Here is a 15,451-nt window from a genome sequence, read left to right as displayed (position 1 = left end):
TACTCAACGTGTAGCTCCTAAAAGCTTGACGCGCTCGTTCCCCAAACGCAGGCGTCACGTGGATTCCCCTCCACGACACTCTTTTTGAAAGCAATGCGACAACCCCCATTTGTTGCACCCAGATTTGCCATAGAAAAACGAGCGGCTCTCCGACGGAGCCGCTCGTTTTTCGTTTAAGCGAACACATCTTGTTCAATTTGCTTTAACGCATAGAACGTGCCACGCGCCTGCATCAACTCATCGTAAGAACCCATCTCGATGACACGTCCGGCTTCCATGACGATAATTTGATCGAACGCCTCAAGACCGTTCAGTCGGTGACTGACCATGACGAGCGTCGCCGCCTGAGCTGTTTTAAACATCTCGGCGTATACGTCCGTCTCGGTCCGTGCATCGAGCGCTGACGTCGCTTCGTCAAGTAGCCAGAGCGAACCGTTTTTGAGTAGTGCCCGGGCAATCGCGAGTCGTTGGCGTTCCCCACCCGACAAGTTGGCGCCTTTCTCAAGCACCGGTTCATCGAGCGAAAAGTCGAGCCGGACGCTTTTGAGCGCGGCCGCCATCGCCTCGTCCGTATGGTCACCAGCGAGCGCCAAATTGTTTCGCACCGTCCCAAAGAAAAAGTGATTCTCTTGAAGGACGACGCTCGCATGTTCCCAAATTGATGCCTGTGTGACGTCGTCGAGTCGCGTCTCGTCAATGAAGATGTCGCCTTCATCGGGGCGGATAAAAGCGAGGAGCGCTTGAACAAGCGTCGATTTCCCAGAGCCGCTCGGCCCGACGATGGCGGTCTTCGACCCGCTCGGGAAGACCGCATCGACGTCGACGAGGACGTCCCGGAACGTGTCAGGGTATCGGTAGTTCACGTGACGGACAGAAACCTCCGGTGCTCCGAGGAGCGTGATGGCGCGTCTTTCCGCTTCGGCTTGTTCCATCGCTTCACTTGGCGCCACGACTTCAAACAAGCGATCGGCCGCCTGTTTGCTGTCGGCAAAGTGGCCCGGGAAGACCGCCATCGGCGTCGCGTTCTCGAACGCCGTGAGCGACATCATAATGAGCATGGCGAGAAACAAACCGTCGAGCTCTCCGCCTACGACCAAGTAGGCCCCAATCGCAAGCACGCCCCACGAGACGAGTAACGACGCACCGACGACGAGCGACGAATTGAAGAACTGACTCGTCACATCTTCGCGCTCAGCCGCCACGTAGCGGTCGCTTCGTTCCATCAAGTCTTGTTTCGTCTTTCCGAGATGTTGATGGAGCAACAGGTCACGATACCCGTACATCATCTCCGTCATCCCACTTGATAAGTCGCCACGAAGTGACCGTAGTTTACGGTCGTGCCGAGCCCGGACGCGTGCGAAATAGGCCGGAATGAGAAAACCGGTCACAAAGACGCCGAACAAAATCCAGAGACTGACGAAAATCGAGAAGTAGGTGACGAAAAAGATGGTGCTCAAGAAGACGAGCACTAAAATAATCGGCGGATAGAAGACGCGTAAAAAGTAGTTCTGTAAACTCTCTACGTCTCCGACGACACGGGCGAGCAAGTCACCGCTTCGATACTTCGCGAAGATGTTCGGGACGAGCGGCTCGAGTTGTCGATAAAACCGGACACGGAGTTCACTTAAGATCGTGAACGTCGCCCGGTGCGAGGCGAGACGTTCTTGATACCGCGCGCTTGCCCGGATGACACCGAACAACTTGATTAAGACGACGGGAATCATGAGCGCATAGAGCGGCGGCACGAGGCCGGCCCGTGAGACGAGATAGCCGCTCGCTGCGAACAAAGCGACGGCGGCAAGTCCCGCCGCATACCCAAAGAAGATCGAGAGGATGATATCCTTCTTCTCTCGCATCATCCATTTTGTGATTGTCCAAAGTGAACTCATCCGCTCACTCCTTTCTGTAACGTGAACAAGTCGGCGTAGGCTGGGACGTGTAACATCTGTTCATGTGTCCCGCTCGCAACGAGCGCCCCGTTGTCCATAAACCAAATTGAATCCGCCTGTTTAATCGTATGCAAACGGTGGGCGACCGTGACGAGCGTCGCGTCACGCGACAATTCTTCGATGGAGCGGCGCACGATTTGCTCGGTCATCAAGTCAAGACCGGTCGTCGGTTCATCAAACAGGATGATGCCTGGACGCTTCAGAAAGGCACGGGCGAGTGCGAGCCGTTGCCGCTCGCCGCCAGATAAGCCGTATCCGCCTTCGCCTAGTTCGGTGTAAAGCCCGTTTGGCAGATGACGAATCACGTCGACGAGTCCGGCCGCTTCGGCCGCGCGCATAATCGCCGCTTCGTCAGCGGTCTCTCCGAGTGCGATATTGTCGGCGAGCGTCCCTGCGAACAAGTAAGGTGTCTGCGAGATATAACCGACCGTCCCATACCACGACGTGTCAGTATACGAATGGAGCGATTCCCCGTCGACGAGGACGCGACCTGTATCGGGATTGACGAGCCCGGAGAGTAGATTCAACACCGTCGTCTTCCCTGACCCACTCGCCCCGACCAACGCGATGTGAGACCGCGACGGAATGGTAGCGCTGAGCGGTTGTAGCGTGAAGCGGCCGCCCTTGTATTGGAACGACACCTCTTCGAGTCGAAGCTCTGGGGTGCGACGCGTCAGTTCACGCTCGCCCCACGTAATGCGATCATCCGGAGCGTCGAGTGCTTCAAAGATTCGGTCGGCCGCCCCCATACTGCCGCGGCCGGTGTGGAACGCGCCACCGAGGTCTTTGATGGCCAAGTAATATTCAGGAGCTAGGACGAGGATGAGGAAGCCGGCAAAGAACGTCAAGTTCTGCCAGACGACCATTTGGAGCGCCACTTCGAGGGCGACGACCCCGGTACTGAGCATCGAGATAAACTCGAGCATCAGGCCTGACAAGAACGCTGTCTTTAAGACGACCATCGTGGCGTCTCGGAAGTCGAGACTGCTCTTCTCAATCGCTTGCGCTTCCCGCTCCGTCCGTCCATATAGCTTGAGCGTTGTCAGGCCTTGCAAGACGTCTAAAAACTTACCAGAGAACTGATTCATCTTCTCCATCTGCTGTTCGGATTTCTTTTGCGTCGCAATCCCGATAATGATGAAGAAAATCGGGATGAACGGCGCCGTCACCATCATGATGACCCCTGAAATCCAATGTTGACTGAAGACGACGATGAGAATGAGGAGCGGAATAATCGACGTCTGAATGACTTGAGGCCAATATTGGCTAAAGTAGGCGTCGACCTCGTCGACAGCGTCCATATACACGCTTACTTTCTTGCCGGATTGTCCCGAGAGTGACGTCTCCACCGGATTCGACGTATAGCGGTCGAGCAACTGTCGACGAAGCGAGCGTTTCGCCTTCTCCGACAGACTCGCACCGATCCGTCCCGAGACGTAACCGAACATCGCCCGCATCAGGAGCGCGAGGACGAGCCAGCCGAGCGCCGGAAGGACGCTTTCGAATGATTGATTTTGTAAGAAAACACGGTCGACGACGTCGACGATTAAATACGCTTGGGCCAAAATCGACAATCCGATCATGACGGCCGAGATGACGAGGCCGATGATGTGTCGTTTTTCAGCTAACGCGAGGGCTTGCAGTCGTTTCACTGCGTTCATCCTTTCTAGCAAGTCATAACATCATTTCTTTGTGATGATTCTCACTAATTATATCGCATGCATCGTTTCATAGCGAACGCTTCGCTTGCAAGAGCATGCAAAAACACCGTGCCAACGCGCGGTGTCACGGTGTCGCTTGTTCAAAATATTCCGGATGCTCCGTCACGAGTTGACGGGCGTCAACTTGCAGGATGTCTTCTTTTCGTAGCCGGGACAAAATACTCGAGACTGTCTCCCGTGACGTTCCCGATAAGCGTGATAGTTCGATCGTCGTGAACGGGCAACGGATGCGGATGCTGTCGGCCTCGCGCTCCCCTAAGTCTTCCATCAAATAATGAATCGTATGGAGCACCCGATCGGTCGCACTGGATGTGGTGATTTCTTGCAGCCGTCGTTCGTGTAGGTCGAGAATCCGATTCATCTGTCCGATGATATGTAACAGCATCGTCGCATTTCTCGAGACGAGTTGTTCGAATCGGTCTGCCGGCATATAAATGACCGTGATATCAGTGAGCGCCTCCGCGGAGTGACGATACGATGTCGTCGAAAACATTCCGCTATACGGGAATAGCTGCTTCGGCTTCAAATAATCGGTGTATTGGGAAGTGGCCGCCTCATTCAACCGTTCGAGCTTGACGTAGCCGTCCATTAAAAAATAGACGCGTTCTCGTGGGTCCCCTTCCATGAACAGCACCTGCCCTTTTCGATACGCTCGGTGGTACACATGGGGCAATAATGCATCCAATTCTCGGCTGGCACATTTCTCGAACACATCGATTTGCCGCAAATCCTCTACTGTCCATCTCGATCTCATGTCGCATTCCTCTCTTTCACAAATGCTCGTTTTCTCTTTAAGTATAGCGCTCATTTTTGTGTAAACGCTTTCAAAATCCGACAGTTTTCTGACAAGAAAAAGAGGGGTTTCCCCCTCTCGTCAGTCGAGCATCAGTTCCATGATGGCATCTTGTAAGTCGCGATCCAATTCGAGCGCATGTAAGTCAAACAGCCACGCTTCAAGCCGGGTTTTCGCCGCGGCCGACCGATAGAGTCGGTCTTTCAAATCGTACGCGATCTCCGCTCGGTCAAGGAATTGGTAGAGGCGGTCGAGACGATTGTCATTCGTCGTCAGTTCGACCGGGAGCTCAACGGTCAACTCTTCCTCAATCGGACCGAGTTCGATGCGAAGTGTTTGGGTCGCCCGCTCATATTCACCTTCCGCTTTCACGCCGCGTACAAGCAAGGTGATATTCCGTTCTTCTGGTAAAACGGTCGTGTCCCCACTCACGCGGATGTGTAAGCGTCTCGTTTCCCAATCGAGGGTGAACGTCGTCTCCGCATAGGCCCCCGTCTCATAGGAGCGGTCCGTCCCGTTATCTTCAAACAGTGTGAACGTATTCGAGGCGCCGGGAAAGACGACGACTTCCAGTTCAGACGGATTGTCCGTGTCGTTGCTGCCAGGGTGATGCGCTGCCATCGGGACAATCGCCCCGGCTTTCGCGAACACAGCTTGTTCATCGAGTCGGCGGAAGGCACGTACAGATTTTCCACCGACATAATGATGTCCGGTGAAGAAATCGAACCAGTCGCCTTCCGGTAACCAAACGTTCGCCGGTGCGACGTGGAGCCGGTCATTTCGTTTGACGACAATCGGGGCCACCACCAGCTCACTGCCGAAATAATACTGATTCGGCGCTTCGTACGCCATCTCATCTTCTGGATGGTCATAATACATCGGCAAAATGAGCGGTGTCGCGTCCATATGATTGCGCCAATTCATCGTATACAAATAAGGCACGAGTTGATGCCGGAGTCGAAGGAATTGTTTCATCGCCTGTTCGGCTTCCATGCCAAACCGCCATGGTTCTTTTCCATTGAAGATGCTAAATGTGGAATGGAGTCGCGTAATCGGACTGAACACACCGAAAGCGACCCACCGTGCCGCGAGTTCATCGTCTTTCACGCCGCGGTAATGCCCACCGATATCATGGCTCCACCAGCCGTAGCCGATATTCGACGCCGTCGCCGTGAAGTACGGTTGAAACGCCAGTGAGGCCCACGAGATGAGCGTGTCGCCTGAAAATCCGACCGGATAGCGGTGACTCCCCGGGCCTGCATAACGAGAAAAGATGAGCGGGCGATTACCGTCACGCGCGATGTCGACCGCGTGATAATGGTTCAGCATCCAAAGCGGATCGAGCCCTTCCATCTTCGACGTCGATCCCTGTTGCCAGTCAATCCACCAAAAGTCGACGCCATCCGCTTCATGAGGATGATGCATCTGCTCAAAATAGGATTGGATGAAACGCTTATCCGAAAAGTCGAACGGGATGCGGTCCCCGGTCTCAGGATCGATTCCCATCGCTTCAGCCATCGCCGCGTATTGATCTTCAAACGCACGGACACCGTCGGCAGGGTGTAGGTTCAACGTCACGAGGAATCCTTCTTCTTTCAACCAACTCAAGAAGCCTTTCGGATCCGGGAACAAGTTTTTATTCCATGAATAGCCCGTCCAGCCGCTTCCGTATTCTTCCGGAATGTCTGTCACGTGCCAATCCATATCAATGACGCTGACAGAGAACGGGATGTCTTCGGTCTTGAATCGATGCATCAGGCTCTTATATTCCGTTTCATCGTATCGCCAGTAACGGCTCCACCAGTTGCCTAACGCTTTGCGCGGCAGAAGTGGCGTCGGGCCCGTCAATTGATAAAAATCGCGCAGTGCTTGTCGATATTCATGGCCATACCCGAAGTAATATAAATCATGAATCCCTTTTCGACGAGGTTCCACGAACCGATCTTCGGTCATGATAAAGGATGTCGAGTCGTCAATCACGGCGTAGCCTTGTTTCGAGGCAATCCCTTCTTCAAGCTCGACCGCTCCGTCCACATGGTCAAGTGTCCGGGCCGTCCCTTTTAACGTACGTTCCGTGCCGTGGAACATATAACGACTGTAATACGTACTAAAGTTCCCTTTCACGTCCACGTAGAGCGTGTTCGGCGCAAACGGGCCTTTTACATAATATAAGTGCACATGCTCGGTGATGATTTGCAACTCATGCTCATTTTCTACGACCCGAAAATCAGGGACATCGAACGCGCGATTCCAAACGACTTGTGTCGGACGGTCTTCAAAGATACCGTCTTCGGCGTATTCCATCCGAATCAATTGGCTCGTGAGTACAGTAAAGCGATAACAACTCCCTTGAACGATGGCTCGATCGTCCGCATTCGGTTTCATTTGTTTCGTATAGACGTTGTCTTGTTCAAATAAACGCATAGTGTCGAGCGTTGCCGCTCTTCGTCACTTCCTTTCTATTTGTGCAAACGTTTACACTGTCGATGATACCAATGTCAGTTTCGACATACAACTTTCCTTCCCGATGTGTCCGGTTCGAAAACGGGAGGATGTGGCAGATGTAAAAAGCCGTGACCTCGTTGGAGGCCACGACCTAGTTATTGTTGAAGTGTCGGCGCGAGCCGAACGCGTGTCCCAATCGAGCCTCGTACCGCCGCATCCGCCTGTTCGAGTGACGTGATGATGGCGACACGTCGTTCTCCAGTCTCCGCGAACTGAAGGGCGGCCCGGACTTTTGGCAACATGCTGCCCGGGGCGAATTGACCTTCGGCGATATAGACGTCGAGTTGTTCTTTCGTCGTCTCTTCAAGCGCCGCTTGTTCCGGCGTCCCATAGTTGACGTAAACGTGATCGACCGCCGTCAAGATGAGCAACAGGTCGGCCTCGACGAGTTCAGCTAGTTTCGCGGCCGCGAAATCTTTATCGATGACGGCCTCGACACCAACGTAACCTTCGGGGGTGTCCACGACCGGGATGCCTCCTCCGCCCGAGGCGATGACGATGTGTCCGTTGTCAACGAGGTCCCGGATGACCGCATGCTCACAAATCGCGACAGGAAACGGGCTCGGGACGACCCGTCGATACCCACGTCCAGCATCCTCTTTAAACAAGAAGCCGGTCTCACGTTCAATGTGTAACGCCTCTTCCTCGGAATAAAATGGACCGATTGGCTTAGTCGGGTGACTGAATGCACTATCGTTCGGATCGACTTCAGCTCGCGTGACAATCGAGACGACCGAGCGCTCGAGCCCACGTTTACGGAGCGCTTTCGTCAGCGCGTTCTCAAACCAATAGCCAATCATGCCTTGCGTCATCGCCCCACAGACATCGAGCGGCATCGCCGGGGTCGCGTCGCTATTAGAAGCTGCTTGTTGCAACATCAAATTGCCGACTTGCGGTCCGTTCCCATGTGTGATGATGACCTCGACCCCTTCTGCGATTAGTCCTGCCAACGCATCGGCTGTCAGGTCGACGGCACGCATTTGCGCGGCAGCGGTCGCGTCTTTTCCTTGTTGGATCGCATTGCCACCGAGGGCGATGACGACTCGTTTCTTCATCATGGTTATTCCCCCAATCAAATGACTGAAATATTGCCTGAAATGATCCGGACGAGCGCGAAGATGGCGAGTCCCGTTAAGAGCCCTGCGACAATCCATTCGGTCTTCGTCAGCGACTTGATGCCATTCTCACGTTGCGCTTTCACATAAAGCAAAGTGCCTGGCGCATACAATAAAGTCGTCAATAAGAGATAATCAACGCCGGCTGCGTAGATGAGCCAAATCCCGTAAATTGAGGCAACGACACCAATCGCAAGGTCGCGAGTGCGCCGTTCTCCCACATTGTAACCGATGCGATTTTTCGCGACTTTCACCTGATAAAACGCCGAGAACGCATAAGGAATCAAGATGGCGCTCGATGCGAGCGAGAAGGCAAAATTATACGCCGCGTCCGAGAATAAAAACGTGAACAGGAACAACTGAATCAACCCGTTCGTGAGCCAGAGTGCGTTGACCGGCGCATTGTTTCGATTTTCTTTCGTGAACCACTTCGGAAAGACGCCATCTTTTCCGGCAACGAACGGGATTTCTGCAGCGAGCAACGTCCAGCCGAGCCAAGCACCGAGTACCGAGATGACGAGCCCACCGTTGATAAGCATCGCCCCCCATGGGCCGACGGCTGATTCCAGTAAATAAGCCATCGCCGGTTGCGTGGCGTTCGCCACGTTCTCAGGATTCAATAACCCGAGCGACATAACGGAGATGAGCAAATAAATGATGAGCGTCCCGAGGAGCCCGATGACGGTCGCTTTCCCGACGTCTGAACGTTTCCGGGCGCGACCCGACAAGACGACCGCCCCCTCGACACCGATAAAGACCCATAGCGTGACGAGCATCGTCGAGACGACTTGTTCGCGGATACTGCTCCACGAGAAGCCGCCTTGGCCCCAGAAATCGAACGTAAAGTTATCTAAGTTGAAGAAAAATAGGGTTATGGTAATAAAGGCAAAAATCGGAACGAGCTTCGCGATGGTTGTGATGATGTTGATCATCGATGCCTCGTGGATGCCACGTAAGATGAGAGAATGAACGAGCCATAACATGATGGACGCTCCGATGATGGAGGCGATGTTTTGACCGCCTTCGAAGATGGGGAAGAAATAGCCGATTGAACTAAACAAGAGCGTCGCATATGCGACATTTCCGAGCCAGGCCGAAAGCCAGTAGCCCCAAGCCGAATTAAATCCGACGAACTGTCCGAAGCCGGCGCGGGCGTAACTGTAGACCCCACCGTCAAGGTCCGGTCGCCGCATCGTCAAATTTTGAAAACTGAGACCGAGCGTAATAATCCCGATGCCCGTGATGACCCAGCCGATGAGAATGGCACCTGCATTTGCGCCTTGGGCCAAATCGGCCGCCAAGTTGAACGCCCCGCCTCCAATCATCGATCCGACGACGAGTGCCGTTAAAGCTCCGAGTCCAAGCCGTTTATCTTTCGGATTAGGATTTGTGCCGACTGAACCACTTGAGTCATGATCTAATTTCGTAGACATTTAACTCATCCCTTTCGCTTCATTGAAGGGAGGAAACCCTCCCTTTCGTCAACGTTCGAGCCATTCTCTTGTATCCGTGAGCGTCGCCGCCATGACCGCTTTTATCGTATGCATCCGGTTCTCCGCCTGGTCGAACACGAACGAATGACGACTCCGGAACACTTCATCGGTCACTTCCATCTCAGTTAAGCCATACGCTTCGTGAATCGACCGGCCTACTTCTGTCTCTAAATCATGAAATGCCGGGAGACAGTGTAAGAAAATGACGTTACGGTTCCCCGTCTTCTCGAGCATCTCCATGTTCACTTGATACGGTCGAAGCAGTTGAATCCGCTCTGCGAACTCGGCCTCTTCGCCCATCGACACCCACACGTCTGTATAGATGACGTCCGCATTGGCGACGGCCTCCTCAATGCTCTCAGTGAGTGTGATTGTCGCGCCGGTCTCTTGTGCGACCGAGCGGGCGTAATCGACGATCTCGTCTGACGGCCAAAGCGATTTCGGGGCACAAATCCGCATGTCCATTCCAACTTTCGCGCCACCAATCAACAACGTGTTGCCCATGTTGTTGCGTCCGTCCCCGACATACACGAAGCGAATACCGGCAAGACTGCCTTTCTGTTCTTTCACCGTCAAGAAATCGGCTAAAATTTGAGTCGGATGATATAAATCGGTCAAGCCGTTCCAGACCGGGACACCCGCGTCACGGGCGAGTCCTTCGACCGTGGCATGCGCGAAGCCTCGGAACTGGATGCCGTCGAACATGCGACCGAGGACGATCGCCGTATCACGAACCGATTCTTTCTTACCGAATTGAATGTCTGCCTTGCCGAGATATTCTGGATGCATGCCAAGATCGACGGCTGCGACCGTGAAGGCGCAACGTGTCCGTGTCGACGGTTTTTCGAACAAAAGTGCCACGTTTTTCCCTTCGCAAATTCGATGCGGGATACGTTGTTGTTTTTGCCGTTTGAACGCGGCCGATAAATCAATCAAATAGTTCAATTCGTCTCCAGAAAACTCATTGAGTGATAAAAAATGACGACCTACCAAATCAACATTGTACGTTGTGGACATGTTCGTGTTCCTCCTCGTCAAATATCTTCACGGATAATCGGGCAACTCATGCAACGCGGACCCCCACGGCCGCGTGACAACTCGCTCGACATGATTTCAATCACTTCGACACCCTCTGAACGCAAAAGTTCGTTCGAGACGTAGTTCCGGTCGTACGTGACAACGACCCCTGGCGCGATGGCAAGCGTGTTCGATCCGTCGTTCCACTGTTCACGTGCCGCAGCAATCGGGTCGCCGCCCCCGCATGGAATGAGGACCGCCTCAGCTAGTCCGAGCGCGTCTTTTAGCACTTTTAATAGATCGGTATGCTGGGTGATATGGAGTTCGCCATCTTCGTTCAGTGACAGTTCGAAAATATTCATCTTTCCTTCCGGTCCTTGGATGAATGGATGAATCGTGAACTTATCGTAGTCGACCATCGTAAAGACGGTATCGAGATGCATGAATGCGCGTGACTTTGGAATCTCGATGGCAATCACTTTTTTAAACGAACCGCCGTTCTTTAATAAGTTGATTGCGACCCGCTCGATCCCTTGAGCGGTCGTGCGTTCCGAGATGCCTATGGCGACGACTTCTTTAGACAACACCAGTTCGTCGCCGCCTTCCATTGCGAAGCGGTAGTCTCGGTTCGACCAAATCGGGATGTCGTGTTTTGCAAACCGCGGATGGTATTTGATGATGTAGTGGGTGAACAAGGATTCGCGTCGTCGCGCCGGTTCTTTCATTCGGTTGATGGACAAGCCATTGCCGATGGCCGCTGCCGGGTCACGGGTGAAATACAGGTTTGGCATTGGATCCAAATAGAACGGATACGTGTCTTCAATCATTTCATGGAGATGACGTCGTTTCTCCGGTTTGATTTCTGACTTGCGAATGCCGGCCATGACCGTCTCAATCAACTGTTCGTTGTCATAGGCGAGCAAGTACTCTTTCAACGTCTCGTAAGACCCGTTGATGTTTGACTTCGACTCCGACAAGATATCCGCGATGAAACGTTCACGTACACCGGGGAGCGATAACGTCTCGGCCATCAATTTTTCTAAATATAAAACCTCGACGCCACGATTTTGTAACGCGCTCGCAAAGTAGTCATGTTCTTTTTGGATGACCGGTAAATGTGGAATGTCATCGAAGAGGAGTCGTTCTAAGTATTCGGGGGTCAAATTTTCAAGTTCACGGCCCGGGCGCTTTAGAAGCACCGTCCTGAGTTCGCCGATTTCTGAATACACGTGGATTGGATGTTTCAGCGTTGTATCCCGTGAGGTCTGTTGATCCATCATCGTTATCATCTCGCTTCCTCCTAGTGTTTCGGGTGTGTTGCTACCCTTACATTATCAACTTACCCAATATCAGGACGGGTAAGTCCGACGGTATCCCTGTGGTGAATTCCACAAAACATTGGATAAACGATTGAATAAATTGAATGAAAAAACAGTTGTGAAACCTTGAACATTCATCCACGACGGTCTTCTTATGAATAAACGTTGTATGCATTGTGAAAAAAATTCATTATTTTTTTTGAATGACTTTCCTGTATGATAGGGACGTACCTGAATCTACTATGGAAAAGGAAGTGAGTCGATGGCAATCGAACGTACAGAACATGCGCGTCACCAAGCTCAAGTGACCGCGCTCATTCAAAAGGGGGACCCGGTCGATTTCCGCGACTTGTTCCTTACCCTTCACCCCGGCGAACAGGCGGATCTATTCATCGAACTTGAGCAACCGGAGCGCCAGTTCGTCTACCGTGCGCTCACACCAGAAGCGTTCACCGATTTATTTGAGAAGTTAGAACTCGAAGAGCAAGAACAGTTCATCCAAGAGATGCCACGGCCGTATGCGGTCCGCGTGTTAAACGACATGTTCTCGGACAATGCGGCTGACTTGATGAACGAATTGCCTGACGACTTTATGAACGAGTTGTTCGAACAGATGGACGAGACCGAGGCCACAGAAGTCAAAGACTTGATGCGCTATCCGGACGACACGGCCGGAGCCGTCATGACGACGGAGTTCGTCGTCTTAAAGGCAGATAAGACCGTCGGCGAAACGCTCGAAGAGCTACGTGACCTCGGACCGGACGCCGAAACGATTTATTATTTGTACGTGATCGATGCATCCGGTCGCCTCGTCGGCGTTGTCTCGCTCCGCGATTTGATCGTGTCACGGCTCGATGCTCGGATCGCCGATATTATGGGACGACGTGTCGTCTCTGCGAACGTGCTCACCGACCAAGAAGACTTGGCCCGGACCGTGCAAAAGTACGACTTGCTTGCCCTTCCCGTCGTCGACGATGAAGAGAAACTACTCGGAATCATCACGGTCGATGATGTCATGGACGTGATCGAGCGCGAGACGACCGAAGACTTTGAAGAACTATCTGCGACAAAAGGTTCATCTGACATCAACATGGGACCGGTCGAGGCGGCCAAAAAACGCGCGCCTTGGATTATCAGCCTGATGTTCCTTGGTATGATCACCGCCTCGACGATTGGCGGATTTGAAGAAACGCTTGAGACGATCGTGCTCCTCGCCGTCTTCATGCCACTCGTCATGGGCTCAGCTGGAAACGCCGCGACCCAATCACTCGTCGTCGCGGTCCGCTCGATTGCACTCGGCACGATTAATCGAAAGAACGTCATGAAGATGGTGCGACGCGAGTTCGGGACCGGGGTCATCCTCGGGGTCGTCTGCATGATTGTCATCTTCGGTGTCATCACGTTCCTATATGACAACGCCTTAATTGGTATCATTGTCGGGATTTCCATTTTCGCGGCACTGAGCGTGGCGACGATTGTCGGGACGCTCATCCCACTTCTCATTAATCGATTAAAACTTGACCCGGCTGTCGCTTCGGGTCCGTTCATCACGACGCTGATGGACAATCTTGGGTTAATCATTTACTTCACCGTCGCTACATCCATGCTTCAATTTCTTTAAGCCATGTGTCCTCGTACACATGGCTTTTTTTGTTACGTTTTGTTTACAGACGAGAAAACGGGAAATGATTACCTGCTTTAATGGGTATTACATGAAGATACTTATAAATAAGAAGAAACCAAAGGGGGTCTCTCGTATGACCATTCAGCAAGTCGCTTACATATTGATTACTGGTGCCATCTTTATGGGACTCGTGGCGTACGTGTCGTATCGCATGACGCGTGGCAAAGTCGACAGCGCCGATGACTATTTCCTTGCGGGTCGTGGGTTGACCGGCCTGTTCATCGCCGGTTCGTTATTACTGACAAACCTTTCCGCCGAACAATTAATCGGTTTGAACGGTCAGTCGTTCGCCGGCAATATGTCCGCCATGGCGTGGGAAGTCACAGCCGGGATCGCCGCCATTATTATGGCGCTCTTTTTACTACCGCGCTTCCTCGGGATCGGCATTTCGACCATCCCTGAATTTTTGAGCCAACGGTATGACGAGGACGTCCGCCGTCTGACGGTTCTTTTGTTCTTGTTCGGTTATATGTGTGTCACCATTCCGTCAATGCTCTATTCCGGCGGCCTTGCCGTCTTACAGCTATTCGATGTGCCGGAACTACTCGGCGTCAGTTTCGAACAGGCGCTCTGGATGGTCATCTGGTTCATCGGGATTATCGGAGCCATCTACGCAATCTTCGGCGGACTACGTGCCGTGGCTGTATCGGATACGTTGAACGGGATTGGACTCATCATCATCGGATTCCTCGTCCCGACACTCGGTTTCATCGCACTCGGCGATGGCAATCTTGTCGATGGAATGAAGACAATCGCGACGTCGAACCCGGAAAAATTGAATGCTATCGGTTCGAGTAACGACTCGGTTCCGTTCTTGTCTATCTTTACCGGCATGATCTTCGCCAACTTGTTTTATTGGGCGCTTAATCAATACGTCATTCAACGTGCGCTCGGCGCCAAGAACTTGGCCGAGGGACAAAAAGGGGTCTTGTTCACCGGTTACTTGAAATTGCTCGTTCCGATTTTCATGTTACTTCCAGGGATTATCGCGTTTCACTTGTACGGTTCAAACGTCGACAAGGCCGACCTCGCCTATCCGAGTTTGATTGCCGACTTGTTACCGATGTGGCTGATGGGCTTCTTCCTTGCTGTCTTGCTCGGGGCCGTGTTCAGTTCGTTTAACTCCTTGTTAAACAGTATCGCCACGTTGTTCGTGCTCGATATTTATAAACCGAAGTTTAAACCAAACGCATCAGACAAAGATTTGATTCGCGTCAGTAAATGGTTTGGGACGTTCGTCGCCCTCATTTCGTTTTTCGTCGCCCCGAACTTGATGTATGCACCAGACGGGCTTTGGGACTTGATTCGTCGATTCACCGGCTTCTTCAACATCCCGATTCTCGTCATTGTCTTAATTGGGATGCTCGTGAAGCGTGTCCCTCCGATTGCCGCGAAAATTGTCATCGTGTTCCATGTCATCACGTACTATTTTCTCGTCTGGGGCACGCAGCAGTGGTTTGGCTTTGACCTTGGGATTAACTTTATTCACATTTATGGCATTTTGTTCGTCATCGAGACATCGATTATGCTCCTATTCGCGAAAGTTCGCCCGATGACGACGGCGAATCCGATTCGCATCGAGCTCGGTCGCGTCAAGCCGTGGCGTCACGCCATTTCGACGTCGATTCTACTTGTCGCGTCGATGATTTTCGTCTACTTCGTCTTCTCACCGATTGGACTCGCCTACGCGGACGGGATTGTCTCAGGATGGTTCTTCCCGGCAACGATCGGATTATTTGCCGTAACAGCCGGGCTCGTCTTTGTCTCGTATCGCTTCTGGCTCCCACGCTACGAAACGTACTTGAATAATCTCGGGACGAGTGAAGAAACTGAAGAAGAGGCAAGCGGTAGTTAA

Annotated in this window: 10 protein-coding genes; 2 read left to right on the top strand and 8 right to left on the bottom strand. The window is 52.6% G+C overall.

Features of this window, described 5'->3' with window-relative positions:
• Positions 1 to 173: 173 nt before the first annotated feature.
• From cydC to arcA, 8 genes are all read right to left on the bottom strand, one after another.
• A complete protein-coding gene (gene cydC, locus KNP92_RS00600) occupies positions 174 to 1,889 on the bottom strand; it encodes a thiol reductant ABC exporter subunit CydC (protein ID WP_214835462.1) in 1,716 nt (571 codons plus the stop codon).
• Positions 1,886 to 3,610: a thiol reductant ABC exporter subunit CydD gene (gene cydD / locus KNP92_RS00595; RefSeq protein WP_214835461.1), complete on the bottom strand. Its 1,725-nt coding sequence runs from the start codon at positions 3,608 to 3,610 to the stop codon at positions 1,886 to 1,888. The genes cydC and cydD overlap by 4 nt, the downstream gene beginning before the upstream one ends.
• A gap of 124 nt (positions 3,611 to 3,734) precedes the next feature.
• Positions 3,735 to 4,424 carry a Crp/Fnr family transcriptional regulator gene (locus tag KNP92_RS00590; protein WP_214835459.1) on the bottom strand — a complete coding sequence of 230 codons (690 nt, stop codon included), beginning with the start codon at positions 4,422 to 4,424 and terminating at the stop codon, positions 3,735 to 3,737.
• Positions 4,425 to 4,544: 120 nt separating this feature from the next.
• Complete coding sequence (locus tag KNP92_RS00585) at positions 4,545 to 6,887, bottom strand: glycoside hydrolase family 31 protein (RefSeq protein ID WP_214835457.1); 2,343 nt, start codon at positions 6,885 to 6,887, stop codon at positions 4,545 to 4,547.
• A 176-nt stretch (positions 6,888 to 7,063) separates the two neighbouring features.
• Positions 7,064 to 8,026 (bottom strand): carbamate kinase, encoded by a 963-nt coding sequence (gene arcC, locus KNP92_RS00580; RefSeq protein ID WP_214835455.1) that lies wholly within the window; start codon positions 8,024 to 8,026, stop codon positions 7,064 to 7,066.
• Between the two features lie 14 nt (positions 8,027 to 8,040).
• Positions 8,041 to 9,516 carry an arginine-ornithine antiporter gene (gene arcD, locus KNP92_RS00575; protein WP_214835453.1) on the bottom strand — a complete coding sequence of 492 codons (1,476 nt, stop codon included), beginning with the start codon at positions 9,514 to 9,516 and terminating at the stop codon, positions 8,041 to 8,043.
• 48 nt (positions 9,517 to 9,564) lie between these two features.
• The gene (gene argF / locus KNP92_RS00570; protein ID WP_214835451.1) at positions 9,565 to 10,593 is read right to left on the bottom strand and encodes an ornithine carbamoyltransferase; all 1,029 of its coding nucleotides are present in this window, start codon (positions 10,591 to 10,593) and stop codon (positions 9,565 to 9,567) included.
• A gap of 17 nt (positions 10,594 to 10,610) precedes the next feature.
• A complete protein-coding gene (gene arcA / locus KNP92_RS00565) occupies positions 10,611 to 11,840 on the bottom strand; it encodes an arginine deiminase (protein ID WP_214840137.1) in 1,230 nt (409 codons plus the stop codon).
• Between the two features lie 334 nt (positions 11,841 to 12,174).
• Between arcA and mgtE the strand changes: the two genes are divergently transcribed.
• Entirely contained in the window at positions 12,175 to 13,533 is a 1,359-nt protein-coding gene (mgtE, locus tag KNP92_RS00560; protein ID WP_214835449.1) for a magnesium transporter, read from the top strand.
• Positions 13,534 to 13,669: 136 nt separating this feature from the next.
• Positions 13,670 to 15,451 carry a solute:sodium symporter family transporter gene (locus KNP92_RS00555; RefSeq protein WP_214835447.1) on the top strand — a complete coding sequence of 594 codons (1,782 nt, stop codon included), beginning with the start codon at positions 13,670 to 13,672 and terminating at the stop codon, positions 15,449 to 15,451.

Origin of the sequence: Exiguobacterium sp. s122 (assembly GCF_018618475.1) — a bacterium.
GTDB classification, from domain to species: Bacteria; Bacillota; Bacilli; order Exiguobacteriales; family Exiguobacteriaceae; genus Exiguobacterium; species Exiguobacterium himgiriensis.
The sequence above is the reverse complement of the archived record's forward strand: the minus strand, read 5'-3'. Positions and strand labels throughout refer to the sequence as shown.